Raw genomic sequence first — 26,322 nt, forward strand, 5'->3', positions numbered from 1 at the left:
TTAAAAGCGTAAAGTCGCATCAAACGTGACGGAGAGATTGCTCTCGCGTTTGCCGTCGTAAGGGCGTTTATCCCAGTTCAGCATCACGCCGGTATCAATGACGTTGTTCCACTGGATGCGCTGCCCGTAACCCAGCAGGGTGATGGCTCCGGCGGACTGATTTTTCTGCCAGTACCTGCCGCCTCCCGCCACGAACTGCTGGCTCCAGAGGGTGTCGTAATGGCGGTACATCTCATGGTCAACGGACAGGGCTGCCGTCACCGACAGGTCCCGCGCCGGGTTGTAATAGAGCGTATCCCGCAGGCTGTTTTTACTGGCGGCTATCTCCGGTTCGATATCCAGCGTCAGGGACGGGGCCTGCCAGAGACGCTCTTTACCCGTGAGGGTGTATTCCTGGCGACGGTTATGATCTGAGAAGCGGCTGACCGCGGCGCTGAACTGGTACTCACGCCGTTCGTTTTGATACCAGCGCACGCCGCCTTCACCCCGGTTTGCGCTAATCCCGTTGCGTAACGCCCGCAGAGGCGTGGTGCGGGACAGGCGTTCGAGGCTACCGCTGACCTGCCAGTTATCCGTGAGGCTGTATGTGGTTGAGAGGCGAGCCCCCGGCTTGTTTTCCCCGTGATAGCGGTTGCTGGAGAGCTCGGCTTCAAGCTGAAGGTCACGAGGCCGCCATTCAACGCCGCCAAAAAGGTGACGGCTGGAGCCTTTGCCTTCATCAAAATTGCCCTGCCCATAGCGGGTGCCTGCAAATAGCCGCCAGCTATCCGCCACGGGTGGACCATAGAGCGTGGCGTCCCAGCTCAGGTCGTGTGTACCGCTGACGGGGTTATCGGAGTGCAGCCCTTTTCCCGCGTTGAGGCGCAGCTCGGACATATGGTGGACCGTTCTGAGCCTGTCCAGACGTTGGGCGCTACGATCGACGGGCGCGCGAGCAAGCACGTCGTCGGTGAGTAAATCCATCTGCCGCCACTCCTGCAGATCCATAGCGACGTAGGCCTGCTGCTGCTCAAGTTCCAGATTCGATGGCTCCAGCGTTTCTGCCATTTTCAGCTTTTTCTCGGCCGCGCGCGGCAGGCCCCGCGCCTGCAGCAGGGTGGCATAGTCAATCTGCAATCCCTGGTTGCCCGGCGCCGTTGTCGCCAGACTTCGCGCCAGCTTTTCGGCCTCCGGCAGGGCATTCGTCGCCAGCAAATAGTTAAAGCGGAGCGACTGCCCAATCAGCCATTGATCGTTCGGCTGAGGGGTAGGGGAGCCGAAATCATAGCGGGTCCAGGGGACGCTGCGGGTCTGGCGCTCAACGTACTGGCGGGCGGCCGGGTACTGCCCGGTATCCAGCCAGGCGTAGAAAAGCGCATGTTCCTCGTCCTGCGGGTTCGAGGCGTATTGCGGATAGCGCTGCACAAGCGAGAAGGCGGCGGCAGCGTTTTTCTCCTGCAGATACGCGGAGATCGCCCAGCCGATTGCCCAGCCCGGCACCGGATGCTGCGCTGTCGTCAATGCCTGATATTCACGGATGACCAGCGGGTAATCACCATGCGCATACAGCGCGCCAAGCCTGTCGATACGCGCAAGAACGACGTCTTCCGCCGCCTGCGGATCGTTTTGCCAGCGAGCAAGCAGGGTGTCGTAACGATTCAGTGCACTTTGCGCAAGCTGCAGGCGCTCTTTTTCTGTCCTCGAGGGCACATCAGCAAGGCGAACCTTTTCGGCAGCGGCATTCAGCTCAAGACGGCGACGCTGCGCGGGGGACAGCGTCACCCTTTGTGAAAGCTGAAGCGCAGGGGTATTCACCCGGTTATCCGTCAGCGCCTCGATCTTCTCGCTGAGCAGGGCATTATTCTCTGGCGCGATGTTTAGTGCGCGCGTGTCCGCTAAAAGCCGATCCCAGCTTTTTCCCTGGCGTAACCAGACGTAAGAGAGCGTTTGTAGATGGGCCTGAGACGGATTTTCCTTCACCAGCTGCCGGGCTTCCTGCAGCGCGAGGGCATCCATACGGGCATCGGCCAGGGTTTTGATATAGCCGATACGATAATCGTCGTTATCCGGCGCAAGGCTACGGGCCTCTTTCCAGAGCGCTAAGGCCGGCTGCCACGCTTTTTGGTTTCGCCTGGACTGTGCGACGGCCGCAACGCCGCGGGCGGGCAGCGGCATATAAATACCGTAACGCTGCCAGACCTGAATCACCTCGTCATCGCGACCTGCCCACGCTGCCACCTGTAGCCAGTCCGCAACTTGTTCCGGCGTCAGAGCATGCTGTTGCTGATAACGCTGAAGATAATCAAGAAACGACGTGTAATTACCGTTACGCGCCTGTTGAATCTGTTGCTGATAAACGGATTCCGAAGCCTGAACCAGAACAGGAAAGAGTAATAACAGGAACAATAATGTTGGGGTGCGATAAAAGAATAACGTATTGAAGCGAAGTGAGCTTTCCATATCTATTTGCCATTTGTTTATCATGAATCCATTGCACAACACGGCCGCCTTTAAACTCGCGTTAAAGGCCATAAAGAAGAACATTAAATCTGAATGCGGTGACGTTATGGGGTACTTACTTAAAGGTAATTATGGATCCTTATCTCAGTGGACTGGGTAGAAGGTAATGTACACCCGATATCTTGCCGGATAAATATGTTGAAAAGCGGCTGTGTTGTTTTGAGATAATTCTGGATTGAGCGGTTAATGATGATTATTTTGAATTGGTGGGTTATTTATAACTCATTGAAAATTATCTTTTTTATTTTTATTGTGACAGATTTGTTTATATTTTTAATGACGTTTATCTGGGCCAATTAAAGTACTTTCTGGTGCATGTTTGGGAAGTTTCATGACAAAAATTCTTAATGTTTAGAGAAGTGACTTTTCTGCGATTGTTTTTTATTTATAATTAATGGCGGCCATTGAATGATAGTCTACAGGAAGTCTTACACATCAATGTCTGTATTGAGGGATGTCCAAAGCCGGAATACATTTATCGTTAATATAACAGCGCTATAAAACGAAGGCGGCCTTCTTTCCGAAGGATCGTTCTTGCTTTAATCTAAAAGGGATGGTTAGTGGCAACTTCAATAGTGTTAGTGACGCAGGATCGCTATCTTGTCAGGGGGATGAGGATATTTTTCCCGGATATTATTCTGCTCGACTCGATTGACCGAAACATATTTGATAACGGTGCAGATGAATATTCTGTATTGATTGATAGTCGTTCTCCGCTCCGTTTATATGATTACCTGATACGCCATCCGGCCAGAACGAAAAAAACGATCTGCTGCGTTATGCTTGATATGCGCCATCGCGAGGAGAATCTGCTCAGTATGAAGCTGTTTATGAACACGTCGCTCACCGTGCCGGATATGGCCTCGCTGTTTAATCTGGTTCTGAATATGAAGGGCAGGCGCCTGACCACGAAGTGGCTGCTTAATTTACGGCTTAGCACGCACGAAGCGATCATGCTGCGGTTGCTGAGGGCAGGTATGTCGATGGAAGCCATCGCCGATGAGCTGAATACGTCGGTGAAAAGCCTCTATCGCAAACGCACGGCTCTCTCGGAACGCCTGGGGGCGGAGAACTTCAACGAGGCGTGTTTGTTTATCTTTAAAAACAAACTGCTGGACGCAGGTGGGAACGATCCCTAGGTTGGGGAGAGACAAAAAGCATAAAACTGACTTGCGGGCGGTATTCTGAGTTTTAAGAAAACTGGACGGTGACGACATCCTTGTTTTAGCTATGGATTTACTCTGGCTCAAAACGAGAGAAAGGACGTTGTAATGGACACGGTTGAAGAGACTGGTTGGAAATTTTTCTGATGCTACATGATGAGCAAGAATTGTTAGATTACCTCACTGAGAATTACAGTGACCGTAAATCTCCGGCAAAGAAAGAATGGACCTTCCAGGAGCATTTCAATCTCATACCTGAAGATCTTGAGGACATGCTGCTTGACCTTTTCACCCGGTACGGAATTGAGTACAGCAACTTTGTACAGGCATGGGCTTGAACAATCGAATTCCTTAATGACCAACATAGGCGAGTACAGTCGCGCCCATCGCTTTCTACCACCTGCGCGTGCCCGTTCAGCACGTCGATTCCCTGACCGCTAACCCTCTCTGCGGATAAAGGTGGGGTAGATAGCCCTGCCGCCAGTTCCGGGCAGTGGGTGACCAGACGGCCTTCTTTGCGCCAGTGTTCAGCAGATCTGAGGAACAGGATTTATCGGTACCGTTGTAGCGGATAAGGTGCCCTGACAGGCAGGCGCTAAGCAGGATTATTTCTTTCACGGGCATGGGAGATACCTTTGATAAGGTGCGTGGTAACGCGCTTATCTCGATACCGGCGGATATAAGGTGGCAGAAAATGAGCGGGTGGCGGTTGGATTTTGGGGGAGAGGAAACGCGTATTATAATGAAAAACGAATAGTATCTTCTGCTCTTTAACCCCGTTTATGAACTGCCAGAGGCTAAGCCATGTATTTTATCCTGAGCGGGTGGTACCAGAAGGAGACTCCTGTAAGTGATTGAAAAATTTAAAAGGACGTTAGAAATGAATAAATATCTGTCTGGTCTGTGTGTTGTTTCTTTTTTTTATTTTTCTTCAATAGGTTACGCGCACTCTGCGGGTCTAAATAAAGTTCAGGTTAGTATCGAACCCAGCAGCGCTAATAGAGGATATATCCCGGTAATTTCTGATGCAGATGAAATCGAGCCTTCTGATTTCAGGGAGTCGGATCTACAGGAGATGCAGGATAGCCTGAGGAAGATGAAGTCCGACAACCGCAAAGTCGATGAGCTAACTCAGAAGGTTTTACAGCTTGAGAGAAAGAATTCTGAGCAGGAGAGTAAGATCGAGCGATTGCAAAGAAGCCTTGATGACATGAAGCGGAGCAACGACAACCTTTCAAATCAGGTCAGCAATTTATCCGGCAAAATTAAGTGATAAAAAAGAGCCACCGCCTGTATTAACTTACCGGGCTATTAGCGTAAGCGTGCCTGCATTAAAGCCACGCTTATCAGCGCCCAGAAATCGGCCGTAGCCATATAGCAAAAACCCGCCTTTTAGGCGGGTTCTTTAAATAGTGGTGCCCGGACTCGGAATCGAACCAAGGACACGGGGATTTTCAATCCCCTGCTCTACCGACTGAGCTATCCGGGCAACGGGGCGCATTAAACCCGATTCACTCTCCGCCGTCAACGAAAAATGTTGTTTTCGTTACAGACTGCGCAATCTCTCACCGTTTCGCCGCATCCTTAAGCGAAAAAGTGCGTCCAGAGCGCAGAGAGCGGCATGGCCAGCAGCAACGCGGGCAGCATATTCACCACGGCAAACATCTTAATCCCACAGATTCGTAATCCTGTTGCCAGCAGCAGCAGGCCGCCGACGGCGGTGAAGTCCGCCATCATCGCCGGCGTGGTCAGCGGGAGAATCAAGGTGGCGCAGGTAGCAAGTGCCAGCTGGATAAGCAGCATCGGGACGCAAATCGCCGCGACGGCGACGCCAAGGGTGGTGGCGAAAATAGTGGCGGTGAAGAAATCCAGAAACGCTTTCGCAATCAATATGCTTGGATCGCCCGTCATGCCTTCCTGCATCGAACCGAAAATCCCGGTGCCGCTGGCGCAAAACAGAATGATGATGGCGACATAGTTCTGGATAAACGACTCGTGCGTGCCGTGTTTCGCCTTGCCGCCCGGTCGGGCAATCAGGTTTTTGGCTTTACTCACCGCGCTGTTAATGCCTTTTTCCAGATAGCAAAATTCGCCAATGAGCGCGCCGAGAAGGGTGGCCAGCACCATCACGGGCAGGTTGGCGCATTTGATCACTAAAAGAATACCGATCCCTAGCGATGCCAGGCCGAATATTGAGGGCATGGAAGTGCGAATACGCTCCGGCAGCCGCTGGCTCAGCACTGCGCCGAGTACGCCGCCCAGCAATACGGCACCTGCGTTGATAAATGGCCCGATAACCACGCTTAACTCCTGTTACTTACTCATTGGTATTGCATGATTATGACATGCTTCTGCTTTATGGCCGTTAGCTTTGGGTGATTAAATGCATAAGGATTCTTTGTTGCGGCTAAAAATAAAAGGTGACATTATTGCGCGAATTTTCTCCTCCTGTCTCACCGCTCGGTGAGGGTAACTGCGCTTATGAAAACCATGAAAATCGCTGTCAGCCGCGAGCTGCTCTCTACTGTGTCTACGCACCGCGAAAAGGTGACGCTGGATAACACGGATTTCACCGATGTGGCAGCCGTCGTCATGACGACGACAGAAAGTCGCAGCGGCATTCTTGCGTTGCTGAAACGCACGGGCTTTCAGCTTCCGGTGTTCATTTTCTCGCAGGAGCCCACGGAAGCGCCCGACGGCGCCACCGCGGTCATCTCGGGTAAAGCGCAGGAGTTTCTGGAGCTGGAGACCGCAGCCAGCCGTTATGAAGAGAACCTGTTACCGCCGTTTTTCGACACCCTGAGCCAGTATGTGGAGATGGGCAACAGCACCTTTGCCTGCCCGGGCCACCAGCATGGGGCTTTTTTCAAAAAGCACCCGGCAGGGCGACAGTTCTATGATTTCTTCGGGGAGAACGTGTTCCGCGCCGACATGTGCAATGCCGACGTGAAGCTGGGCGATCTGCTGATCCACGAAGGGTCCGCCAAGCATGCGCAAAAGTTCGCCGCGAAAGTGTTCAACGCGGACAAAACCTACTTCGTGCTGAACGGTACGTCGGCGGCCAACAAGGTGGTGACCAACGCGCTGCTGACTCGCGGCGATTTGGTGCTGTTCGATCGTAACAACCACAAATCCAACCACCATGGGGCGCTGATCCAGGCGGGTGCTACGCCGGTTTATCTTGAGGCAGCACGTAACCCGTTTGGATTTATTGGCGGGATTGACGAGCACTGCTTTGACGATGCGTATCTGCGGGAGCTGATCCGCGAGACGGCGCCGGAAAAGGCCGACGAAGCACGGCCGTTCCGCCTGGCGATCATTCAGCTTGGCACCTACGACGGGACGATCTACAACGCCCGTCAGGTGATCGACAAGATCGGCCACCTTTGCGACTACATTCTGTTTGACTCCGCGTGGGTGGGCTACGAGCAGTTCATTCCGATGATGGCGGAAACGTCCCCGCTGTTGCTGGAGCTGAACGAGAACGATCCGGGCATTTTTGTCACCCAGTCGGTGCATAAGCAGCAGGCCGGGTTCTCGCAAACGTCGCAGATCCATAAAAAGGACAACCACATTCGTGGCCAGGCGCGTTTCTGCCCACACAAGCGTCTTAACAACGCGTTTATGCTGCATGCTTCAACCAGCCCGTTCTATCCGCTGTTCGCGGCCCTGGATGTGAACGCAAAAATCCACGAAGGGGAAAGCGGGCGCAGGCTGTGGGCGGAGTGCGTCGAGCTGGGGATTGAAGCGCGTAAGGCGATCGTTGCGAATTGCCATATGATCAAACCGTTTATTCCACCGGTGGTGGCGGGGCGGCCGTGGCAGGATCATCCGACTCACGCCATTGCCAGCGAGCTTCGCTTCTTCAGCTTTGAGCCGGGAGCAAAATGGCATGGGTTTGAGGGCTATGCCCGCGAGCAGTACTTTGTCGACCCGTGCAAGCTGTTGCTGACCACGCCGGGCATCGATGCCGAAACGGGGGAGTACACGGATTTCGGTATTCCAGCGACGATTCTGGCGCACTATCTGCGTGAAAACGGCATCGTGCCGGAAAAATGCGACCTCAACTCGATCCTGTTCCTGCTGACGCCTGCCGAAAGCAGCGAGAAGCTGGCGCAGCTGGTGGCGATGCTGGGCCAGTTTGAACAGCACATTGAGGACGATACGCCGCTGGCGGACGTACTGCCGACTATCTTCCAGAAATACCCGGTGCGCTACCGGGATTATACGCTCCGACAGCTGTGCCAGGAGATGCACGATCTCTACGTCAGCTTTGACGTGAAAGATTTGCAGAAGGCGATGTTCCGTAAGGAGAGCCTGCCGGAGGTGGTGATGAATCCGCAGGATGCCAATCAGGAGTACATTCGCGGAAGCGTAGAGTTAGTGCGTATTCGTGACGCTGCAGGGCGTATCGCTGCTGAAGGCGCGCTGCCCTATCCGCCAGGCGTGCTGTGCGTGGTGCCGGGTGAAGTCTGGGGCGGGGCGGTACAGCGTTACTTCCTGGCGCTGGAGGAGGGCATCAACCTGCTGCCCGGCTTCTCGCCGGAACTGCAGGGTGTGTACAGCGAGAAGGATGCTGACGGGATTAAGCGGCTGTATGGGTATGTATTAAAGTAGAGCCTCTCTCTAACGTAGGCCGGGTAAGCTTGCGCCACCCGCCGATTTGCCCGGTGGCGCAAGCTTACCGGGCCTACAATACAGCGTCAGACCTCTGCGCGGCGGTACATCCTCCTCGGATGCCCAATCTTCCCGTACAGCATCTCCACGCTGAGAAACCCGGTCTCCACGCAGTGTTCCAGATAGCGCCGGGTGGTGGTTTTACTCAACCCCGTCTCGCTCACGACCTCATCCACGGTAAAGCAGTGCGTCGCCTTGTCGTTAAACAGCGTCTGCACGCGGGCCAGCGTATTTTCCTCAATGCCTTTGCTGCCGTTGTCCTGGCGGTAGTTTTTCGCCTGTAGCTGATAGAGCGAATCGACGTTCTGCTGGTCGACAATCTTCCAGACGCGCTGCTGTTCGGCAAACTGCACAAACCGCTCCAGCGACTGGCTGAGCCGCTTCCAGGAGACGGGTTTGAGGATGTAGTCGAACGCGCCGTTGCGAATCGCCTGGCTGCAGGTGTCCATATCGCTGGCGGCAGTAATGAAAATCACCGAGCAGTTAGCGCGGGCCAGCATCGGATCATTAATCAGCGAGATCCCTTTGCCGTCAGGCAGATAGTTATCCAGCAGCATGAGCTGCGGCTGTTTGCTTTCAAGTTCAGCCTGGGCCGCTGCCAGCGACGAGGCAATGCCTACCAGTCTCAGACGCGGATGCTTACTTATCAGCTCCGCGTGCAGTTGCGCCAGCTCGTTTTCGTCTTCAACAATCAGTACGTCGATAAGTTCATGTTGCATAGTCGGTGTCTTCCAGTTGCCGGGCGGTTCCCGTGGCAGGGATAAACAATGAGAAAATGGCGCCGCGCGGCGTATTATCGGCAACTTCAATTGCGCCGCCAGCCTGTGTGACATAGCTTTCGATCAGATACAGGCCAATCCCATGATCGCCGCGTGTCTTGGTGGTGATGCCGCGTTCAAAAATTTGGTCACGGATCTCCGGTTTAATGCCAACGCCCTGGTCGGCCACTTCAATAATCAGTTCCTGTTCGCTGAGTTTTATCAGCACCTCCACCGGCGCGTGGGGAAGCGGTGAACGCTGTGTCGCTTCGATGGCGTTATCCAGCAGGTTGCCAATAATCGAAATCAGCTCTTGTTCTCCCAGCGGCAGGAACGGCCTGTCCAGAAGACAGGCCGGGTCGAAACTCAGCTCGACGCCTTTCTCCCGCGCGCGGGCGGCTTTGCCCAGCAGCAGGCCGCACAGGGTCGGGGAACTGAACCGCGAAGAGATAAAGTCCAGCAGCTCCTGGGCATGCTCCGACTGCGCCTGAATGTAGCCAATCGCCTCCTCATAGCGGCCCATATGCAGCAGCCCGGAGAGGGTGGTCATCCGGTTTAACTGTTCGTGGCGCATAATGCGCAGGTTATCGACATAGCGTTTTACCTGGCTGAGCTGGGCGCTCAGTGAGTCGATCTCGTTGCGATCGCGGAAGGTGATCACCCAGCCCTGCAGCGCCCCCTCAAGCATGATGTGCACCCGGCTGGCAATCACCGTGAGATCGTTAAAACGGCAAATCTCATCATGGGTATCTTTCGCCAGCATCGTCTGCGTGTCGAAGAACGGGACCGGATCGATAACCTGGCTTATCAGCTGCCCGCGCAGTTCCCGGGCTGGCTGGCTCAGGCCCAGCAGCTTGCGCGCCGCCTGGTTGATCACTTCAATCCGCCGCCGATCGTCAATGGCAATCACTCCTTCATAAATAGACTCCATCATCGCCTTTTGCTGGCGCACCAGCAGCCCGATTTCTCGCGGTTCAAGGGAGAAAATCTGCTTCTTAATACTGCGGGTAAAGAACCAGGAGAAGATAAAGAGGGCAATCAGCAACAGCACGGCGGCAATCAGGATATTGACCACTTTACTAACGGTAATGGTATCAAGGTAGCTGGTGAGATAGCCTACCGAGACAATGCCTACTACCTGACCGGCATCGTTGAAAATGGGGGCTTTACTGCGCAGCGAAATACCCAGCCCGCCTTTGCGGATGGTAGTGGTGCTTTTACCCTGCAAAACGGCTTCATTGTCACCGCCTACCAGCGTTGTACCTACTCTGTCGGCAAAGACGGAGTGAAAAAGATGCTGGCCCTTATTATCACCAATCACAATAAAGCTGGCGTCACTGTGCGCAGACATCTTCTGCATAAAATCATGGATGGCGTTGATATTTTTTTGTTCGACTTCATTACGCAATGTCGGAATAAGCGCTATCTCTTCAGCCTGTATTTTGGCGCGGGCGCTCATTTCCTGATAAAGCTGTTTGCCGACATCGACGTAATAATATCCGCCCAGTAACGCAAAAAGTACTGAGAAAAAGGCAACCAGCGAAATAAACAGCTTAATCTGGAAAGAGACTTTCATAACTATCACGCGAGGTAGCGACAAAGATGGACAATATATCATCTTTTTTCGTGCGGATGCCCGCTTTGCCGAAAACTTGTGATCCCTTGCACAGCAGGGTCTGTAAAAGATTTATCTTAAAGGCTGGCCTGCTTCAGGCTGCGCGAACAAATGTTATTTGTTTGTTCAATTCGGAAAAGAAACCATAAAAACCACGCGAATAAATAAGGCATAAATCACATTAAATAAAAGAAACCATTAAAACCATAGTGGCCATTAAAACTTCGCTTTTAATATGCCTTTCCTCACATAAAGTAAGCCTTTGTGACTCTAAGCTGAACGCACAAAATAACTAAGGGGCTTATTATGAGCACAACTGACGATTCTTTCTCTGTTACCCACGACCCGATTGAAATTCAGCGACCTTCGCTCAAAGAGCGCTGGTGGCATATTATGGATACCTGGAAAATCGGGATTATTCCTCTGCCACTGTTTGTTCTGGCGGGTGTACTGATTGCCATTGATTGTCTGGGCGGAAAACTGCCGAGCGACATCGTGGTGATGGTGGCTACGCTGGCGTTCTTCGGCTTTGCCTGCGGCGAGTTTGGTAAACGCCTGCCGATTGTCGGCAAGCTCGGCGCGGCGGCAATCTGCGCCACCTTTATTCCTTCCGCACTGGTTTACTACGGCCTGCTGCCGGATGTGGTAGTCGAGTCCACGACCAAGTTCTACAAATCCACCAACATTCTCTACCTCTACATATGCTGCATTATTGTCGGCAGCATCATGAGTATGAACCGCACCGTGCTGATTCAGGGCTTCCTGCGCATCTTCTTCCCGATGCTGTGCGGTGAAATCGTCGGCATGATTGTCGGGATGGGCGTCGGTATCGCCCTGGGCCTTGAACCGTTCCAGATCTTCTTCTTTATTATTCTGCCGATCATGGCGGGCGGCGTAGGAGAAGGGGCGATCCCGCTTTCCATCGGCTATGCCACTTTGCTCCATATGGACCAGGGCGTGGCGCTCGGTCGCGTGCTGCCGATGGTGATGCTCGGCGGTCTGACCGCAATTATTATCTCCGGCTGTCTGAACCAGCTTGGTAAACGCTACCCGCACCTGACCGGTGAAGGCCAGCTGATGCCTAACCGCGCGAATGCGGATACCACCGTCTCTCAGCCTGCATTCTCTGGCAAAGCAGACGTGACCACTATCGCCTCCGGCGCGCTGCTGGCGGTACTGCTCTACATGCTGGGCATGCTCGGCCACAAGCTGATTGGCCTGCCTGCACCGGTTGGCATGCTGTTTATGGCGGTACTGGTGAAGCTCTGCAACGGCGCCTCTCCGCGCCTGCTGGAAGGCTCTCAGGTAGTGTACAAATTCTTCCAGACCTCTGTGACCTACCCAATCCTGTTTGCCGTCGGCGTGGCTATTACCCCGTGGCACGAACTGGTCGCGGCCTTCACCGTCAGCAACCTGCTGGTGATTGTCAGCACCGTTTCTGCACTGGTCGCCACGGGATTCTTCGTCGGCAAAAAGATTGGTATGCACCCGATTGATGTCGCCATCGTTTCCTGCTGCCAGAGCGGCCAGGGCGGTACCGGCGACGTGGCGATCCTGACCGCAGGCAACCGTATGAGCCTGATGCCGTTCGCCCAGATTGCTACCCGTATCGGCGGCGCGATTAACGTCTCTATCTCACTGCTGATTCTGGGCAACTTCCTCGTTTAAGTTTTCAGGAAAGAACAATGAAACTCGCAAGCTTTTTATACCAGGGAAAACGCAGCTACGGCATCGTCCAGGCCGAAGGTGTGATTGATTTACGTCGCCGTCTGGGCGACCAGTACAGCGACCTCAAAGCGCTGCTGCAGGGCAACGGGCTGGCGCAGGCCACCCGCTATATCAACGATGCGGTGGATGTGCCGATGAGCGCCATCACCTTCTTACCGGTGATTGAGCAGCCGGAAAAAATTCTCTGCGTGGGCATGAACTACGCCGACAAGCGCAAGGAGTTTGACCAGCATAACCCGGCCCCGACGCTGTTTGTCCGCTTCCCGGATTCACAGACCGGACATAACGAGCCGGTGCTGAAGCCGCGCCACTCCAGCGAATTCGACTACGAAGGCGAGCTGGCGGTGATCATCGGTAAAGGCGGGGAGAACATCAGCCGCAACGACGCCCTGCGCCACGTGGCCGGTTACAGCTGCTACATGGATGGCTCCGCCCGCGACTGGCAGCACACCTGGTTTACGGCCGGTAAAAACTGGCGTCAGACCGGCGCGTTCGGCCCGTGGATGGCGACGGCCGATGAGATCCCGGACCCGCACCAGCTTGCGATCCGCACCTGGCTGAACGGCCGCATGGTGCAGGAAGACAACACCAGCAGCATGATCCACAAGGTGGCGGAGCTTATCGAATACATCAGCACCTTCACCCGCTTAAGCCCGGGCGATGTGATCATCACCGGCTCCCCTGGCGGCGTGGGTAAAAAGCGTAACCCGCCGCTGTTTATGAAAGAGGGCGATCGCATTGAGGTGGAGATCGAGCATATCGGTCATCTGAGCAACGTGATCGTGGAAGCGCCAGCCGTCGGGCTTGCGGCAGCACACTAGGTAAGGCGGCAGCATGCAATCGCAACCCATCGATTTTCGCCACACGCTGGTGGCGAAGCACCCGGAACGTTTAAGCCAGATCCGTTACCTGCTGGCCGACAGCGGCCTTGGCCTGGACAACGACATCACGCTTTTCGTCGAAGCCTGGTCCGGCTCGCAGCTGGTGGGTTGCGCAGGGCTTGCCGCCAACGTCATCAAATGCGTGGCGGTCAACGAGCAGCTTCGTGGCGAGAACCTCAGCGCGCGCCTGCTGGCAGAGGTGCAAAATGCGGCGCTGGAGCGCGGCCATTTTCATCTTTTCCTCTGCACGCGTCCGTGCAACAAGGAGCGCTTTGCCCGCAGCGGTTTCTGGCCGATTGCCCAGAGCGGTAACAATGCGGTGCTGATGGAGAACACCCCGCAGGGCATCGAACGTTACTGCCGGTCCCTCTCCAGGATGCGTAAATGTGGGGAAAAAATTGGCGCGATAGTGATGAACGCCAATCCGTTCACCCTCGGCCACCGCCATCTGGTGGAGCAGGCGGCAGGGCAGTGCGATGCCCTGCACCTGTTCGTGGTGCGTGAAGATGCCTCGTTCTTCCCGTTTAGCGCGCGCCTCGAGATGGTTCGTGCGGGCGTGGCGCATCTGCCGAACGTGGTGGTACACGAAGGCTCGCAGTACATCATCTCCCGCGCCACCTTCCCGGCCTACTTCCTGAAGGAGACCGGCAAAGTGCAGCAGGCGTGGAGCGAAATCGACGTGCTGATCTTCCGGGACTTCATCGCCCCGGCGCTGGGGATTACCCATCGCTTTATTGGCTCGGAGCCGTTTTGCGATATCACCCGTCAGTACAACCAGACGCTGCACGACCTGCTCGCCTCGCATATCGAAGTTGTGGAAATGCCGCGCATCAAGGCCACCGGCAACGCCATTTCAGCGTCCGAAGTGCGCCGCTTACTGAAGACACAGCAGTTTTCCCGGATCCGGGAGATTGTCCCGGACTCCACCTTCGCGCACCTCGAAACACATTACCGTGCGAGTGCGGAAGTCGCTTAACTACCAGGAATTTATCATGAAAATTGTAAGGGAGGCGCTGGCCGGAACGCAGGAGTCCAGCGACCTGATGGTGAAAATCGCTCCCGCTCACGGCGAGCTGGAGATAGTCATCCACAGTGAAGTGATTAAGCAGTTTGGCGAGCAAATTCGCCAGGTGGTCAACGACACATTGCGCGCCATGAACGTGCACCAGGGATTAATCATTATTGAAGACAAAGGGGCGCTGGACTGTGTGATCCGCGCCCGCCTGCAAAGCGCGCTGATGCGTGCCGCCGATGACCAGGCCATCAACTGGGGGGCGCTGAAATGAGCAAACTCCGCCGCAGTATGCTGTTCCTGCCCGGCGCCAACGCCGCCATGCTCTCCACCGCGTTTATCTACCGCCCGGACTCCATCATGTTTGACCTTGAAGATGCGGTCGCCCTGCGTGAAAAAGACACCGCACGCATGCTGGTGTTCCACGCGCTACAGCACCCGATGTATCAGGATATCGAAACCGTGGTGCGCATTAACCCGTTGAGCACGCCGTTTGGCCTGCTGGATCTGGAGGCCGCCGTGCATGCTGGCGTGGACGTGATCCGCCTGCCGAAAACCGACACGCCGGAAGATATCTACGAGCTGGAAGGCCACCTGGAGCGCATTGAACGTGAATGCGGACGCAAGGTTGGCTCCACCCGCGTAATGGCGGCGATCGAGTCGGCCATTGGCGTCATCAACGCCGTGGCGATTGCCCGCAGCTCCCCGCGCTTAATTGGCATCGCGCTGGCGGCCTTTGACTACGTCATGGACATGCAGACCGAGCGCGGCGACGGCACCGAGCTGTTCTATGCCCGCTGTGCCGTACTGCATGCCGCCCGCGCTGCGGGCATCGATGCCTTCGACGTGGTGTGGTCAGACGTTAACGACGAGGCCGGGTTCCTGCGCGAGGTCGATCTGATCCGCAAGATGGGCTTTAACGGTAAATCGCTGATCAACCCGCGCCAGATTGACCTGCTGCATAACGCTTACGCCCCGACGCAGGAAGAGGTGGATCACGCGAAACGCGTGATTGAAGCCGCAGAAGAGGGCGAACGTAACGGTCTCGGCGTGGTGTCGCTCAACGGCAAAATGGTCGATGCCCCGATAATTAACCACGCGCAGGTAGTGCTCGAGCGCGCAGCGGCCTCCGGCGTGCGTCGTTAAGGATTACACAATGAATCAGACAGAACTTCTCCATGTGAATTTTCCCCATTTGCGGGATTTAAAACCCTTTGATACTGCGCACAGCGCGACGCCGTGGCTGGCAGACAGCGAGGCTAAACATAACCGAAAATTGTGTGCGACCGTTGAAGAGGCCGTATTACGCAGCGGTCTGCAGGACGGGATGACCATCTCCTTCCACCACGCATTCCGCGAAGGTGACCGGGTGATCAATACCGTTGTGGCGCTGCTGGCACGGATGGGCTTTAAAAACCTGACGCTGGCCTCCAGCTCGCTGATGACCTGTAACGACGCGCTGATCGAACATATTGAGAGCGGCGTCATCACCCGGATTTACACCTCCGGCATGCGCGGCAAGCTGGCGGATGCCATCTCGCACGGGCTGATGGACGAGCCGGTGCAAATTCACTCTCACGGCGGGCGCGTCAAGCTGCTGCAGGACGGCGAGCTGAATATCGACGTGGCGTTTCTCGGCGTGCCGTGCAGCGATGAATTTGGCAACGCCAACGGCACGCACGGCAAATCCTGCTGCGGCTCGCTGGGCTACGCCATGGTGGACGCGCACTTCGCCCGTAAGGTGGTGCTGCTGACCGAAGAGCTGGTGCCGTTCCCCAATATGCCTGCCAGCCTGGTGCAGGACCAGGTGGACTACATCGTGCAGGTCGAGAGCGTCGGCGACCCGGCGAAAATCAGCGTCGGTGCGGCGCGCGTTACCAGCAACCCGCGCGAGCTGATGATCGCCCGCTATGCAGCAGACGTGATTGAACACTCCGGCTATTTCAAACCCGGCTTCTCGATGCAGACCGGCTCCGGCGCGGCGGCCACCGCCTGCACGCGCTTTATGGAAGAGAAGATGGAGCGCAGCGGCGTTAAGGCACGCTTTGCGCTCGGCGGCATCACCGGCAGCCTGGTGGATTTGCACGAGAAGGGGCTTATCGAAAAGCTGCTCGATACCCAGTGCTTTGACGGCCAGGCGGCGGCCTCGCTGGCGCGTAACCCGAACCACGTGGAGATTTCCACCAACGTCTACGCCAACCCTGGCAGCAAAGCGGCGAGCTGCGACCAGCTCGACGTGGTGATCCTCAGCGCCCTGGAAATTGACGTCGATTTCAACGTTAACGTCATCACCGGCTCCGACGGCGTGATGCGCGGCGCGTCTGGCGGGCACTGCGACGTCGCCGCCGCAGCAAACCTGACCATCGTTGTTGCGCCGCTGCTGCGCAGCCGTATTCCAACGGTGGTGAAGCGCGTTACCACGCGCCTCACGCCGGGGGAGAGCATTGACGTGCTGGTCACCGACCACGGCATTGCGGTCAACCCGGCGCGCCCGGAAATCCGCGAGCGGCTGCTGGAAGCAGGACTCAAAGTTGTGGATATCAGCGCGCTTTACGAGCGGGCGATTTCCCTGACCGGCGTACCTAAACCGATTGAATTTACAGACAAAATCGTCGGGGTGATCCGCTACCGCGACGGCAGCGTGATCGACACCGTACGACAGGTGAAGGAGTAGTTATGACAACAGCGACACCCGTGCGGACGGGTGTCAGCCTGGACGAACTGCTGACGGCGAAAGAGCGCCGCGCAGCGCGTCAGGTTGACATGCTTGAGCACTATCAACAACCGGTGATTTCCCTCACGCTGGTTACGCCAGGGGAAATCAAAGACAGCCTGCGCTATCGCAACACCATGGGCGTGGCGCTGCAGATGTGCGACCAGCTGCTGTGGGAAAACCGCTGGCAGGTGCTGGACCGCCAGGTGCTGTGGCTCCCGACCGGGCCGGAAGCCCTGTGGTGCGTGGCCCATCCTGCGGTGGAAATCAAAGCGCACTGTGCGGAGCTGGAGCAAACGCATCCGCTCGGCAGACTGTGGGATCTGGATGTGATCTGCCCTCAGCACGGCCATGTAGGGCGTCAGTCGCTGGGGGCGAATCTCAGACGCTGCCTGATCTGCGACGAGCCCGCGCATGCCTGCTCCCGTTCGCGGAACCATCCCGTTGAGCTGGTGGTTTCCCGCGTGGAGAAGATGATCGATGACTGGTTTGCTCGCGACTAAACCCTGCCCGGCTGACGTGCCAGCGCTTGTCGAAGCGGCGCTGTGGCAGGAGCTGGAACTGACGCCCAAGCCGGGGCTGGTAGACAAGCTTAATAACGGCTCCCATCGCGATATGGACCACGCGCTGTTTGTCCGCAGCATTGCGGCGATTACGCCGTGGTTTTCGCGCTTTGCTGAACTGGGTAACGCGCATGCAGATAAACCCGCTGACGAGCAGTTACGGGTTCTCCGCCCGATGGGGATGGCCTGCGAGCAGGCGATGTATGCCGCAACGAACGGGGTGAACACGCATAAAGGCGGTATTTTTGCCCTGGGCTTACTGTGCTTTGCCGCCGGGCGCGTGAAAAAAGTCTCCGCAGACAACCTCTGTTGTGAGGTGAGTAACATCTGCAACGGGCTGGTTTCGCGGGAGCTGGCCGCACGCAGCGGACAGGCGACCGCGGGCGAGCGGCAATTTCAGCAGTACGGCTTAACGGGCGCGCGCGGTGAGGCAGAGAGTGGCTTTGCAACGGTACGTAAGGCGCTGGCGCAGTGGAAAGGACATTCCCTTCACGGCCTGCTGTTACGCCTGATGGCGATAAATCAGGACAGCAACCTGGTTTCGCGCGGCGGCATTGAGGGGCTGCGCTACGTTCAGGGCTACGCACGGGAATTACTGGCTGACGGCTGGGACCGCGAGGCGTTGCTCAGAATGGATAACGCATTGATTAAACGAAACCTGAGTCCGGGCGGCAGTGCGGATTTGCTGTCGGTGGGGTGGGTGCTTTCTGCAATAAAATAGCCGGGTGGCGGCTACGCCTTACCCGGCCTACGGTCTGGTTTTGTAGGCCCGGTAAGCGCAGCGCCACCGGGCATAGCATATCAATGCGCGACTGGCTGTGCACCATTCGGCACGCGAACATGCTTGTACTTGAACAGCGCGATAAACGCGAAGAACAGCACCAGCGAGTACGCGGCGAAGATCAGCCACACAGGCTGCCAGTTGGTGATGCCGTTGGTGGTGTACATCTCAACCACTTTACCGCTCACCACACCGCCCAGAATACAGCCGAAGCCGTTGGTCATCATCAGGAACATACCCTGTGCACTGGCGCGGATTTCAGGCTTCACTTCTTTTTCTACAAACACGGAACCCGAGATGTTGAAGAAGTCGAAGGCGCAGCCGTAAACAATCATCGACAGAACCAGCAGCACGGTGCCGAACGGGCTTGGGTCGCCGTAGGCGAACAGACCGAAGCGCAACATCCATGCCGCGATACTGATCAGCATGACGTTCTTGATGCCGTAGCGGCTCAGGAAGAACGGGATGGTCAGGATGAACAGCGTCTCAGAGATCTGAGAGATGGACATCATCACCGACGCGTGCTCAACAATAAAGCTTCCGGTAAACAGCGGGTTGTTATCGAAGCTGTGCAGGAAGGTATTGCCGAACATGTTGGTGATCTGCAGTTCCGCGCCCAGCAGCATGGAGAAGATAAAGAAGATCGCCATGCGTTTGTTTTTGAACAATGCGAACGCATCCAGACCGAGCATTGAACTCCAGCTCTGGTTCTTCTGCTGGTTAGAAACCGGAATGTGCGGCAGCGTCAGGGTGAACAATGCCAGTACCACAGAGAGCGCTGCGCCGATGTAGAGCTGCATGTGGCTCAGTTCAAAGCCCGCGAAGCTCACGCCCCACATCGCCATGATAAAGCCGATGGTGCCCCAGATACGGATTGGCGGGAAGTCAGTCACGATATCCATTCCCGCAGACTTGATGCGGTGGTAGGAGATGGTGTTGATCAGGCCAAGCGTTGGCATGTAGGCCAGCGAGTTAAGCAGGATCACCATGAACATCGCCCCCGGCGTGGTCACCTGGGCTGCCATAAACAGCGTCCCCGCGCCTACCAGATGGCAAAGCATGTACAGCCATTTCGCACTTAACCATTTATCCGCCACGATCCCCAGCAGCGTTGGCATGAAGACAGCCGCAATACCGAGCGAGCTGTATACGGCACCGATTGACGCACCATCGAACTTGAGCGTCACAAACATATAGGAGCCGAGTGTGGTTAGCCAGCTACCCCACAGGCAGAACTGCAGAAACGACAAGATTTTAAGCTGCAGCTTAAGGTTCATGTTACTTTCCTCACAAGTGAGCGGGAGATATGTTGTTTTGGGAACATTCAGGGTTGTTATTTGATGCAATTCTATCAGTTGGCAACGATATGTTTTGTTACCTCCCGCAAAAAAATGCAATCCACATTAATTTGCAGTTTGGATTGTGATGCAAATAACATTTTCGTATGGGTGGGGATGGGTGTGGCCTGATGCCCTCACCCTGACCCTCTCCCACGGGGAGAGGGAAAGCAGAACACCTTCTCCTTGCAGGAGAAGGTGTGTTGATTATCGGCGACGGTAGTTCTTCTGCGCCGAATTCACCTTATACAGATAGCGACGGGATTCCGCAGACGGGTGGCGGGTGGTGAGGGTTGAGTAGACATCCCCTGGTGCCATGCTGTTGATGATGTTTGCGGCCTGCACTTTGTCATTCGAGAACACACGCAGCACGCTGCCCGCGCCGCCGTTATAGGCGGTGATCACCGCATAGCGGCGCGAGGTTGGGTTATCAATCCCGCCAAGGTAGACATTGTTTAGCATTGCCAGATAGGCCGTGCCGGTATCAATGTTGCTCTGCGGATCGAACAGATAGCTGCGGCTCGGCGTCCCGGATTTACCCTGCGCGCGGAAGACGTCTTTACCGGCGCTGTGCTGCACAACCTGCATCAGCCCCAGGGCGTCGGAACGGCTTACCGCGTACGGGTTAAACGACGACTCGGTTTGCATAATCGCCAGGATCAGCGACTCATCCACACCGTACTTACGCGAGGCCTGACGCACCATCCCAATGTACTTATGCGCACGCTTGTCGAGGTGGTTCGGGACGAGGTTGATGGTGACGCTGTAGATAATCTTCAGACCGTTAGAGCGGCTTTTGAGGCGCGTCTGCAGCAGATAGTCGGCAAATTTCGTAGCGCGACCTTCCCAGCGGATCGGCTGGCCGGTCTGATCGACAACCTGACCGTACAGGAACGGCTCTTTCGAGATAGTGATATCGTCGGCATCGGAGTAGAGATCGATAGAGCCCGGATCGTCACCCATCAGCAGGGTTTTGATAATCGCCTGACGGAGTCGTGCCGCAGGGTCTGTGCCTGCGATGGTTTCAATCGTGATCGTACCCTCATCAAAGTTGATGTGGCTACGGGTCAGATAGGCGTCGGTGTACTTAACGTAGTCCTTAGGTCCGGCAATAAGAACTTCGTTAAATCCCCATATATTCTCGATGTTGTGGGCAAACTGCCCCATCAAAATGTCAAAACCGTTGGTGTCCTTGATCCAGGCTTCGTTGTAATCATCGCCTTTTTTTGAAGAACACGAGACAAGCAACGGCGCAACAAGGGCTAGCGCTAAAAGTTTTTTCATCATTCCGGGAGTGCGTGTTGTGTTTGCTTAGTCGTTGCTTTCGCCGGGTAAGCGCAGCGCCACCCGGCAACAGCGGCGCGATATTATTTTTCCGGCGGCGTATAGCCTTCGATGTGCACGTCTTTGCCTTCGAACAGGAAGCTCACCATCTCCTGCTCCAGCAGTTTGCGATGTTCCGGGTTCATCATGCTGAGTTTCTTCTCGTTGATCAGCATGGTCTGCTTTTTCTGCCACTGTCCCCAGGCTTCTTTGGAGATTTCGTTATAAATGCGTTTACCCAGGTCGCCCGGATAAAGCTGGAAATCCTGGCCTTCAGCGTCACGCTGCAGGAAAGTACAAAAAATCGTTCTGGCCATACTCATTCCTCTTTTTTAGCCGATGCTAAACCATTGCACCGGCACGTAATTGCTGTAACAGGCGCTCCACGGGAGCCGCCAGTCCGACTGATGGCGGTTGCGCTAAGTTATACCAGAGAGCAGTGCCTTCATCCATGCACGAGGTGAATGAGGACACGGGAAGCCACATCGGCACAATATCCAGGTGGAAATGGCTGAAGGTGTGGCGAAACGCGGTCAGCTGCGTCAGGTTATCGGCAGCAATCCCGCGTGATTTAAGCCATTCACGCAGCAGCGCTTCATTTTCAAACTGTGGGAAGCAGTATAGACCGCCCCACAGACCGCTCGGTGGACGCTGGGCCAGGAAGACGTCGTCGCCGTGCTGCATCAGCAGCATATAGCCGGTGCGCTCGGGCAGCGTCTGCTTGGGTTTCTTACCCGGATACTGCGCCCACGAATGGTTGGCATACGCCATGCAGAGATTATTCACCGGGCAGAGTTCGCATTTTGGTTTTGAGCGCGTGCAGACCATCGCGCCGAGGTCCATCATCGCCTGATTAAAACGCTCCACGCCGTTGGCTGGGGTGACGTCTTCACTGATCTCCCAAAGACGTTTTTCAACGTCCTTCTTCCCCGGCCAGCCGTCGACGGCATAGCAGCGTGCCAGCACGCGCTTAACGTTGCCGTCGAGGATCGGGAAATGTTTGCCTAAAGACAGAGAGAGAATGGCGCCCGCGGTTGAACGCCCGACGCCGGGTAAATCCGCCACTTCGTCGAAGGTTTCCGGGAATTTACCGTTGTGGCGCGTCGCGACCTGCTGTGCGGCTTTGTGCAAATTACGCGCGCGGGCGTAGTAGCCAAGCCCGGTCCACAGGTGCAGCACCTCGTCCAGCGGCGCGTTGGCCAGATCGGTCACCGTCGGGAAGCGTGCCATAAAACGCTCAAAGTAAGGGATCACCGTGGCGACCTGCGTTTGTTGCAACATCACTTCGGAGAGCCATACTTTGTAAGGCGTTTTTTCAATTTGCCAGGGCAGGGTTTTACGCCCGTATTTGTCGTACCAGTCCAGCACCTGGGCTGAAAATTGAGAGGCTTGCATGGTCATCGATTCGTATAATCAGGGACGCCGATTGCAGCACAGCGTCAATCTGCTGTAAACCGGATCTTTCCCATGCTTGCATAGAAGCCTTAACTTTGGATAATGCCCGTTTCCCGAACATTCTCACAAGCAGACAACTCTTTTATGAAAAACGACGTCATTTCACCGGAATTTGATGAAAACGGTCGCCCGCTGCGCCGTATTCGCAGCTTTGTCCGCCGTCAGGGCCGCCTGACAAAAGGGCAGCAACATGCGCTGGACAACTACTGGCCGGTGATGGGCGTTGAGTTCAGCGAGCAGCCTCTGGACTTTACTGAACTGTTTGGTCGCGAGGCGCCAGTCACGCTGGAAATCGGCTTTGGTATGGGCACCTCGCTGGTGGCCATGGCGAAAGCCCGCCCGGAGCAGAACTTCCTCGGTATCGAAGTACACTCCCCGGGCGTGGGTGCATGCCTGGCAACGGCCCATGAAGAGGGCGTTGAGAACCTGCGCGTGATGTGTCACGACGCGGTGGAAGTGCTGCATAAAATGATTCCTGACAATTCTTTAACCATGGTTCAGCTCTTTTTCCCTGACCCGTGGCACAAAGCACGTCATAATAAACGCCGTATCGTTCAGGCGCCGTTTGCTGAGCTGGTAAAAAGTAAGCTGAAGCTGGGCGGTGTCTTCCATATGGCGACCGACTGGGAACCGTATGCGGAACATATGCTGGAAGTGATGTCGTCTCTGGATGGTTACAAAAACCAGTCTGCCAGCAACGACTACGTACCGCGTCCGGAATCGCGTCCGGTAACGAAATTTGAACAGCGTGGCCATCGTCTTGGTCACGGTGTATGGGACTTAATGTTCGAGAGGGTGAAATAATGGCAAAGAATCGTAGCCGTCGTCTGCGTAAAAAAATGCATATCGAAGAATTCCAGGAAGTGGGTTTCTCCGTAGCGTGGCGTTTCCCGGAAGGCACCAGCGTAGAACAGATCGATCAGGAAGTAGATGCGTTCATCAATGACGTGATCGAACCCAACAAGCTGGCCTTCGACGGTAGCGGCTACCTGGCATGGGAAGGTCTGATCTGCACCCAGGAAGTGGGTAAATGCACCGAAGAACATCAGGCTCTGGTACGTAAATGGCTTGAAGACCGCAAGCTGGAAGATGTCCGCGTCAGCGAACTTTTCGACGTTTGGTGGGACTAATTAAGAAGCCAAGGGCCAGCATTAGCTGGCCCATTTTGTCTGAGGGAGTGTTTAAGATGCGCAAAACGTTGCTGGCCGTTGCTTTGATGGCTACCGGATTCACCGCCCATGCGGAGTATAAATGTAGCGTGACTCCGCGTGATGACGTGGTGTTAAGCCCGCAAACCGTGCAGGTTAAAGGCGAGAACGGCAATCTGGTGATTACGCCGGAAGGGAATGTCACCTTTAACGGCAAGCAGTACAACCTGACTGCCGCACAGCGTGAGCAGGCGAAAGACTACCAGGCCGATTTGCGTACCGCGCTGCCGTGGATTAACGACGGCGCACTGACGCGCGTTGAGAAAAGCCGTGTGGCGCTGGACAAGATCATTACCAAAGAGGTAGGTGAGAGCAGCAATATGCGCACCCGCCTGACCAAGCTCGATAAGCAGCTCAAAGAGCAGATGAACCGGATTATCGAAACGCGTACCGACGGCCTGACGTTCCACTACAAAGCGATTGATCAGGTCCGTGCTGACGGGCAGCAGCTGGTGAACCAGGCGATGGGCGGTATCCTGCAGGACAGCATCAACGAGATGGGCGCCAAAGCGGTACTGAAAGGCGGTGGTAACCCGCTTCAGGGCGTGCTGGGCAGTCTGGGTGGCCTGCAGACCTCCATTCAGAACGAGTGGAAGAACCAGGAAGATGATTTCCAGAAGTTCGGCAAAGACGTGTGTAAACGCGTGGTGTCGCTGGAAGACAGCAGGAAGGCGCTGGTGGGGACGCTGAAGTAATTAACTTCACCCCTCATCCTAACCCTCTCCCTTTCAGGGAGAGGGTAGCAGCCTTTGCAGTGTTTCAAGGATTTTTCTAACACCCCTTCTTCGTTATTCCAGAGCTCGTTGTTCCAGAATCGAATGACATACCAGCCTTTCCCTCAGCCGGCAGGACGGGATGCGAAATCCTGAATCAGCCTTCAGGAATCTTCTGCGAGGAACAGCTCAAGAAGGGAGTTTAAGAACAGTTTGCCGTGCTCGGTAATCTGCCAGTATTCCTCACATTCCGTGAGATACCCCTGCACCAGCGCTTCGTCAATTTGTGGACGAATCACTGACTCCGGCAGCCCGGTGTATCGCGCAAACTCTGCACGGGGTGCAGCTTCCAGCAGGCGGAAGCGGTTCATAAAGAACTCAAACGGCTTATCCGCCGCCTCTACGTCATGCTGACGTTCAAGATAACGGCCTTCCATATACCCGCGCGGATGGCGAGTCTTAGCCGTGCGCAGAATGCGCCCTTCCGGGAAAGTCACTTTACCGTGCGCGCCGCAGCCAATCCCCAGATAGTCGCCAAACCGCCAGTAGTTCAGGTTATGCTGACACTGGTAGCCCGGCTTCGCGTAGGCCGACGTTTCATACTGCTGATAGCCCGCCGCGGTTAACAGCTGGTGGCCCTGCTCGAAGATATCCCACAGCGCGTCGTCATCTGGCAGCACCGGAGGACGGGAGCCGAACAGCGTGTTTGGCTCGATGGTGAGCTGGTACCACGAAAGGTGCGGCGGATTCAGCGCAATCGCCTGACGCAGATCGTCCAGCGCCTCTTCCAGCGACTGGTCAGGCAGACCGTGCATGAGATCGAGGTTAAAGCTGCGCAGACCCAGCCCTGTTGCCAGATTTGCCGCACGCTTCGCCTCTTCCGGGCCGTGAATACGCCCCAGACGTTTTAACTTCGGCTCGCTAAAGCTCTGTACGCCGATGGAAATCCGGTTCACGCCCGCACGCTGATAATCGACAAAACGGTCGGCCTCAACGGTACCGGGGTTGGCTTCCATCGTAATTTCAGCATCCGCTGCCAGGTTCAGACGTGCACGCACGCCGTCCAGCAGCGTCTGCATCGCCGGGCCAGACAGCAGGCTCGGCGTACCGCCACCAATGAAAATAGTCTTAACTTCACGTCCCTGTGCGTAAGGTACATCGGCATCCAGGTCGGCCAGCAGATGCGCAACGTAATCATCGTGCGGCACTTCACCTTTCAGCGCGTGCGAGTTGAAATCGCAGTACGGGCATTTCTGCACGCACCACGGGATGTGAATATACAGACTCAGGGGTGGCAAATTAGCCATTACGCAGTGCTTCCAGTAACAGTTTCAACGCGCGTCCACGGTGGGAAATCGCGCTTTTCTCTTCGCGGGTCAGTTCCGCAGCGGTTTTGCCCTCGGACGGGACATAGAAAATCGGGTCGTAGCCAAAGCCGCCGTTGCCTGCCGCTTCGCGGGTAATCACCCCCGGCCAGCTGCCGTGGCAGACGATGGGTGTTGGGTCTTCAGCGTGACGCATATAGACCAGCACGCAGTGGAACTGCGCGGTACGCTGTTCGTCAGGCACGTCTTTCAGTGAGACAAGCAGCTTTTCCAGATTCTGCTGGTCGGTAGCGTCAACGCCGGAATAGCGTGCAGAGTAAATCCCCGGCGCGCCGCCGAGAAAATCAACGGCCAGGCCGGAGTCGTCGGCAATCGCGGGCAGGCCCGTAATCTGCGCGGCATGGCGTGCTTTCAGGATCGCGTTTTCGATAAACGTTAGCCCCGTCTCTTCGGCGGAATCCACGCCAAGATCGGTCTGAGCGACCACGTCCAGCCCAAAATCATTTAATAGCGAGGCCAGCTCGCGCACTTTACCGGCGTTACCGGTCGCGAGAACAACTTTCTGCATGGT

24 protein-coding genes, 1 tRNA gene and 1 pseudogene are annotated in these 26,322 nt (G+C 55.7%); 14 read left to right on the forward strand and 12 right to left on the reverse strand.

The window, feature by feature from the left end:
* Positions 1 to 2,439: a poly-beta-1,6 N-acetyl-D-glucosamine export porin PgaA gene (gene pgaA, locus E3U32_RS10665; RefSeq protein WP_134348773.1), complete on the reverse strand. Its 2,439-nt coding sequence runs from the start codon at positions 2,437 to 2,439 to the stop codon at positions 1 to 3.
* Between the two features lie 671 nt (positions 2,440 to 3,110).
* On the opposite strand from pgaA, the gene E3U32_RS10670 reads away from it, so the two are divergent.
* Together E3U32_RS10670 and E3U32_RS10680 are read left to right on the forward strand one after the other, a co-directional pair.
* Positions 3,111 to 3,638, forward strand: a complete 528-nt coding sequence (locus tag E3U32_RS10670) for a helix-turn-helix domain-containing protein (RefSeq protein WP_134348917.1) — start codon at positions 3,111 to 3,113, stop codon at positions 3,636 to 3,638.
* Between the two features lie 874 nt (positions 3,639 to 4,512).
* Positions 4,513 to 4,935, forward strand: a complete 423-nt coding sequence (locus E3U32_RS10680) for a hypothetical protein (RefSeq protein ID WP_286164287.1) — start codon at positions 4,513 to 4,515, stop codon at positions 4,933 to 4,935.
* Between the two features lie 140 nt (positions 4,936 to 5,075).
* On the opposite strand, the gene E3U32_RS10685 is transcribed toward E3U32_RS10680, so the two are convergent.
* Positions 5,076 to 5,151, reverse strand: a tRNA-Phe gene (locus tag E3U32_RS10685).
* Positions 5,152 to 5,246: 95 nt separating this feature from the next.
* Positions 5,247 to 5,963 carry a DUF554 domain-containing protein gene (locus E3U32_RS10690; RefSeq protein ID WP_094935400.1) on the reverse strand — a complete coding sequence of 239 codons (717 nt, stop codon included), beginning with the start codon at positions 5,961 to 5,963 and terminating at the stop codon, positions 5,247 to 5,249.
* A 180-nt stretch (positions 5,964 to 6,143) separates the two neighbouring features.
* On the opposite strand from E3U32_RS10690, the gene E3U32_RS10695 reads away from it, so the two are divergent.
* Positions 6,144 to 8,279, forward strand: coding sequence for an ornithine decarboxylase (locus tag E3U32_RS10695; protein ID WP_134348774.1), 2,136 nt, complete (start codon positions 6,144 to 6,146; stop codon positions 8,277 to 8,279).
* A gap of 86 nt (positions 8,280 to 8,365) precedes the next feature.
* On the opposite strand, the gene E3U32_RS10700 is transcribed toward E3U32_RS10695, so the two are convergent.
* Entirely contained in the window at positions 8,366 to 9,058 is a 693-nt protein-coding gene (locus E3U32_RS10700) for a response regulator (RefSeq protein WP_134348775.1), read from the reverse strand.
* A complete protein-coding gene (locus E3U32_RS10705; protein ID WP_166790926.1) occupies positions 9,048 to 10,673 on the reverse strand; it encodes an ATP-binding protein in 1,626 nt (541 codons plus the stop codon). Before E3U32_RS10705 ends, E3U32_RS10700 begins: the two co-directional genes overlap by 11 nt.
* A gap of 345 nt (positions 10,674 to 11,018) precedes the next feature.
* On the opposite strand from E3U32_RS10705, the gene E3U32_RS10710 reads away from it, so the two are divergent.
* Genes E3U32_RS10710 through citG form a run of 8 tightly spaced genes read left to right on the forward strand, consistent with a single transcriptional unit; the run spans position 11,019 to position 18,330 of the window.
* Positions 11,019 to 12,380, forward strand: coding sequence for a 2-hydroxycarboxylate transporter family protein (locus E3U32_RS10710; protein ID WP_134348776.1), 1,362 nt, complete (start codon positions 11,019 to 11,021; stop codon positions 12,378 to 12,380).
* Positions 12,381 to 12,397: 17 nt separating this feature from the next.
* A complete protein-coding gene (locus E3U32_RS10715) occupies positions 12,398 to 13,261 on the forward strand; it encodes a fumarylacetoacetate hydrolase family protein (protein WP_134348777.1) in 864 nt (287 codons plus the stop codon).
* Between the two features lie 13 nt (positions 13,262 to 13,274).
* Positions 13,275 to 14,297: a [citrate (pro-3S)-lyase] ligase gene (citC, locus tag E3U32_RS10720; protein ID WP_134348778.1), complete on the forward strand. Its 1,023-nt coding sequence runs from the start codon at positions 13,275 to 13,277 to the stop codon at positions 14,295 to 14,297.
* A gap of 16 nt (positions 14,298 to 14,313) precedes the next feature.
* Positions 14,314 to 14,607: a citrate lyase acyl carrier protein gene (gene citD, locus E3U32_RS10725; RefSeq protein WP_023333363.1), complete on the forward strand. Its 294-nt coding sequence runs from the start codon at positions 14,314 to 14,316 to the stop codon at positions 14,605 to 14,607.
* The gene (gene citE / locus E3U32_RS10730) at positions 14,604 to 15,479 is read left to right on the forward strand and encodes a citrate (pro-3S)-lyase subunit beta (protein WP_134348779.1); all 876 of its coding nucleotides are present in this window, start codon (positions 14,604 to 14,606) and stop codon (positions 15,477 to 15,479) included. The genes citD and citE overlap by 4 nt, the downstream gene beginning before the upstream one ends.
* 10 nt (positions 15,480 to 15,489) lie before the next feature.
* Positions 15,490 to 17,007: a citrate lyase subunit alpha gene (gene citF, locus E3U32_RS10735; protein WP_134348780.1), complete on the forward strand. Its 1,518-nt coding sequence runs from the start codon at positions 15,490 to 15,492 to the stop codon at positions 17,005 to 17,007.
* Positions 17,008 to 17,009: 2 nt separating this feature from the next.
* Complete coding sequence (gene citX, locus E3U32_RS10740) at positions 17,010 to 17,549, forward strand: citrate lyase holo-[acyl-carrier protein] synthase (RefSeq protein WP_134348781.1); 540 nt, start codon at positions 17,010 to 17,012, stop codon at positions 17,547 to 17,549.
* Positions 17,527 to 18,330, forward strand: coding sequence for a triphosphoribosyl-dephospho-CoA synthase CitG (citG, locus tag E3U32_RS10745; protein WP_134348782.1), 804 nt, complete (start codon positions 17,527 to 17,529; stop codon positions 18,328 to 18,330). The genes citX and citG overlap by 23 nt, the downstream gene beginning before the upstream one ends.
* Positions 18,331 to 18,410: 80 nt before the next feature.
* Here citG and E3U32_RS10750 read toward each other — a convergent pair whose 3' ends face one another.
* The 4 genes from E3U32_RS10750 to mutY form a co-directional block, all read right to left on the reverse strand.
* Positions 18,411 to 19,667: a nucleoside permease gene (locus tag E3U32_RS10750; protein ID WP_134348783.1), complete on the reverse strand. Its 1,257-nt coding sequence runs from the start codon at positions 19,665 to 19,667 to the stop codon at positions 18,411 to 18,413.
* Positions 19,668 to 19,934: 267 nt separating this feature from the next.
* A complete protein-coding gene (gene mltC, locus E3U32_RS10755; RefSeq protein ID WP_134348920.1) occupies positions 19,935 to 21,011 on the reverse strand; it encodes a membrane-bound lytic murein transglycosylase MltC in 1,077 nt (358 codons plus the stop codon).
* Between the two features lie 83 nt (positions 21,012 to 21,094).
* The gene (locus tag E3U32_RS10760) at positions 21,095 to 21,367 is read right to left on the reverse strand and encodes an oxidative damage protection protein (RefSeq protein WP_023309138.1); all 273 of its coding nucleotides are present in this window, start codon (positions 21,365 to 21,367) and stop codon (positions 21,095 to 21,097) included.
* A 25-nt stretch (positions 21,368 to 21,392) separates the two neighbouring features.
* Positions 21,393 to 22,451, reverse strand: a complete 1,059-nt coding sequence (gene mutY, locus E3U32_RS10765) for an A/G-specific adenine glycosylase (RefSeq protein WP_134348784.1) — start codon at positions 22,449 to 22,451, stop codon at positions 21,393 to 21,395.
* Between the two features lie 138 nt (positions 22,452 to 22,589).
* Here mutY and trmB point away from each other — a divergent pair, with 138 nt between their 5' ends.
* Genes trmB through E3U32_RS10780 form a run of 3 tightly spaced genes read left to right on the forward strand, consistent with a single transcriptional unit; the run spans position 22,590 to position 24,408 of the window.
* Positions 22,590 to 23,309 (forward strand): tRNA (guanosine(46)-N7)-methyltransferase TrmB, encoded by a 720-nt coding sequence (gene trmB, locus E3U32_RS10770; protein ID WP_134348785.1) that lies wholly within the window; start codon positions 22,590 to 22,592, stop codon positions 23,307 to 23,309.
* Complete coding sequence (locus tag E3U32_RS10775) at positions 23,309 to 23,635, forward strand: YggL family protein (protein ID WP_134348786.1); 327 nt, start codon at positions 23,309 to 23,311, stop codon at positions 23,633 to 23,635. The genes trmB and E3U32_RS10775 overlap by 1 nt, the downstream gene beginning before the upstream one ends.
* A gap of 56 nt (positions 23,636 to 23,691) precedes the next feature.
* Entirely contained in the window at positions 23,692 to 24,408 is a 717-nt protein-coding gene (locus E3U32_RS10780; protein WP_047347899.1) for a DUF2884 domain-containing protein, read from the forward strand.
* Positions 24,409 to 24,441: 33 nt separating this feature from the next.
* Here the strand turns inward: E3U32_RS10780 and E3U32_RS23945 are convergent.
* The 3 genes and pseudogenes from E3U32_RS23945 to E3U32_RS10795 all read right to left on the reverse strand — a co-directional run.
* Positions 24,442 to 24,548: pseudogene (locus tag E3U32_RS23945) on the reverse strand (DUF559 domain-containing protein); the annotation flags it as partial.
* A gap of 42 nt (positions 24,549 to 24,590) precedes the next feature.
* On the reverse strand, positions 24,591 to 25,733 hold the full coding sequence (hemW, locus tag E3U32_RS10790; RefSeq protein WP_134348787.1) for a radical SAM family heme chaperone HemW: 1,143 nt from the start codon (positions 25,731 to 25,733) through the stop codon (positions 24,591 to 24,593).
* Positions 25,726 to 26,319: an XTP/dITP diphosphatase gene (locus E3U32_RS10795; protein ID WP_134348788.1), complete on the reverse strand. Its 594-nt coding sequence runs from the start codon at positions 26,317 to 26,319 to the stop codon at positions 25,726 to 25,728. The genes hemW and E3U32_RS10795 overlap by 8 nt, the downstream gene beginning before the upstream one ends.
* Between the last annotated feature and the right edge of the window lie 3 nt (positions 26,320 to 26,322).

Origin of the sequence: Lelliottia nimipressuralis (assembly GCF_004402045.1) — a bacterium.
Taxonomy (GTDB): Bacteria; Pseudomonadota; Gammaproteobacteria; order Enterobacterales; family Enterobacteriaceae; genus Enterobacter; species Enterobacter chinensis.

Coding starts and splice junctions, on each gene's coding strand:
- E3U32_RS10705 (WP_166790926.1), bottom strand. CDS start 10,673: ATGAAAGTCTCTTTCCAGATTAAGCTGTTTATTTCGCTGGTTGCCTTT.
- E3U32_RS10750 (WP_134348783.1), bottom strand. CDS start 19,667: ATGAACCTTAAGCTGCAGCTTAAAATCTTGTCGTTTCTGCAGTTCTGC.
- E3U32_RS10700 (WP_134348775.1), bottom strand. CDS start 9,058: ATGCAACATGAACTTATCGACGTACTGATTGTTGAAGACGAAAACGAG.
- mutY (WP_134348784.1), bottom strand. CDS start 22,451: ATGACCATGCAAGCCTCTCAATTTTCAGCCCAGGTGCTGGACTGGTAC.
- E3U32_RS10710 (WP_134348776.1), top strand. CDS start 11,019: ATGAGCACAACTGACGATTCTTTCTCTGTTACCCACGACCCGATTGAA.
- E3U32_RS10775 (WP_134348786.1), top strand. CDS start 23,309: ATGGCAAAGAATCGTAGCCGTCGTCTGCGTAAAAAAATGCATATCGAA.
- pgaA (WP_134348773.1), bottom strand. CDS start 2,439: ATGGAAAGCTCACTTCGCTTCAATACGTTATTCTTTTATCGCACCCCA.
- trmB (WP_134348785.1), top strand. CDS start 22,590: ATGAAAAACGACGTCATTTCACCGGAATTTGATGAAAACGGTCGCCCG.
- citG (WP_134348782.1), top strand. CDS start 17,527: ATGACTGGTTTGCTCGCGACTAAACCCTGCCCGGCTGACGTGCCAGCG.
- E3U32_RS10670 (WP_134348917.1), top strand. CDS start 3,111: ATGAGGATATTTTTCCCGGATATTATTCTGCTCGACTCGATTGACCGA.
- citF (WP_134348780.1), top strand. CDS start 15,490: ATGAATCAGACAGAACTTCTCCATGTGAATTTTCCCCATTTGCGGGAT.
- E3U32_RS10695 (WP_134348774.1), top strand. CDS start 6,144: ATGAAAACCATGAAAATCGCTGTCAGCCGCGAGCTGCTCTCTACTGTG.
- E3U32_RS10795 (WP_134348788.1), bottom strand. CDS start 26,319: ATGCAGAAAGTTGTTCTCGCGACCGGTAACGCCGGTAAAGTGCGCGAG.
- citD (WP_023333363.1), top strand. CDS start 14,314: ATGAAAATTGTAAGGGAGGCGCTGGCCGGAACGCAGGAGTCCAGCGAC.
- E3U32_RS10715 (WP_134348777.1), top strand. CDS start 12,398: ATGAAACTCGCAAGCTTTTTATACCAGGGAAAACGCAGCTACGGCATC.
- hemW (WP_134348787.1), bottom strand. CDS start 25,733: ATGGCTAATTTGCCACCCCTGAGTCTGTATATTCACATCCCGTGGTGC.
- citC (WP_134348778.1), top strand. CDS start 13,275: ATGCAATCGCAACCCATCGATTTTCGCCACACGCTGGTGGCGAAGCAC.
- mltC (WP_134348920.1), bottom strand. CDS start 21,011: ATGAAAAAACTTTTAGCGCTAGCCCTTGTTGCGCCGTTGCTTGTCTCG.
- E3U32_RS10780 (WP_047347899.1), top strand. CDS start 23,692: ATGCGCAAAACGTTGCTGGCCGTTGCTTTGATGGCTACCGGATTCACC.
- citE (WP_134348779.1), top strand. CDS start 14,604: ATGAGCAAACTCCGCCGCAGTATGCTGTTCCTGCCCGGCGCCAACGCC.
- citX (WP_134348781.1), top strand. CDS start 17,010: ATGACAACAGCGACACCCGTGCGGACGGGTGTCAGCCTGGACGAACTG.
- E3U32_RS10760 (WP_023309138.1), bottom strand. CDS start 21,367: ATGGCCAGAACGATTTTTTGTACTTTCCTGCAGCGTGACGCTGAAGGC.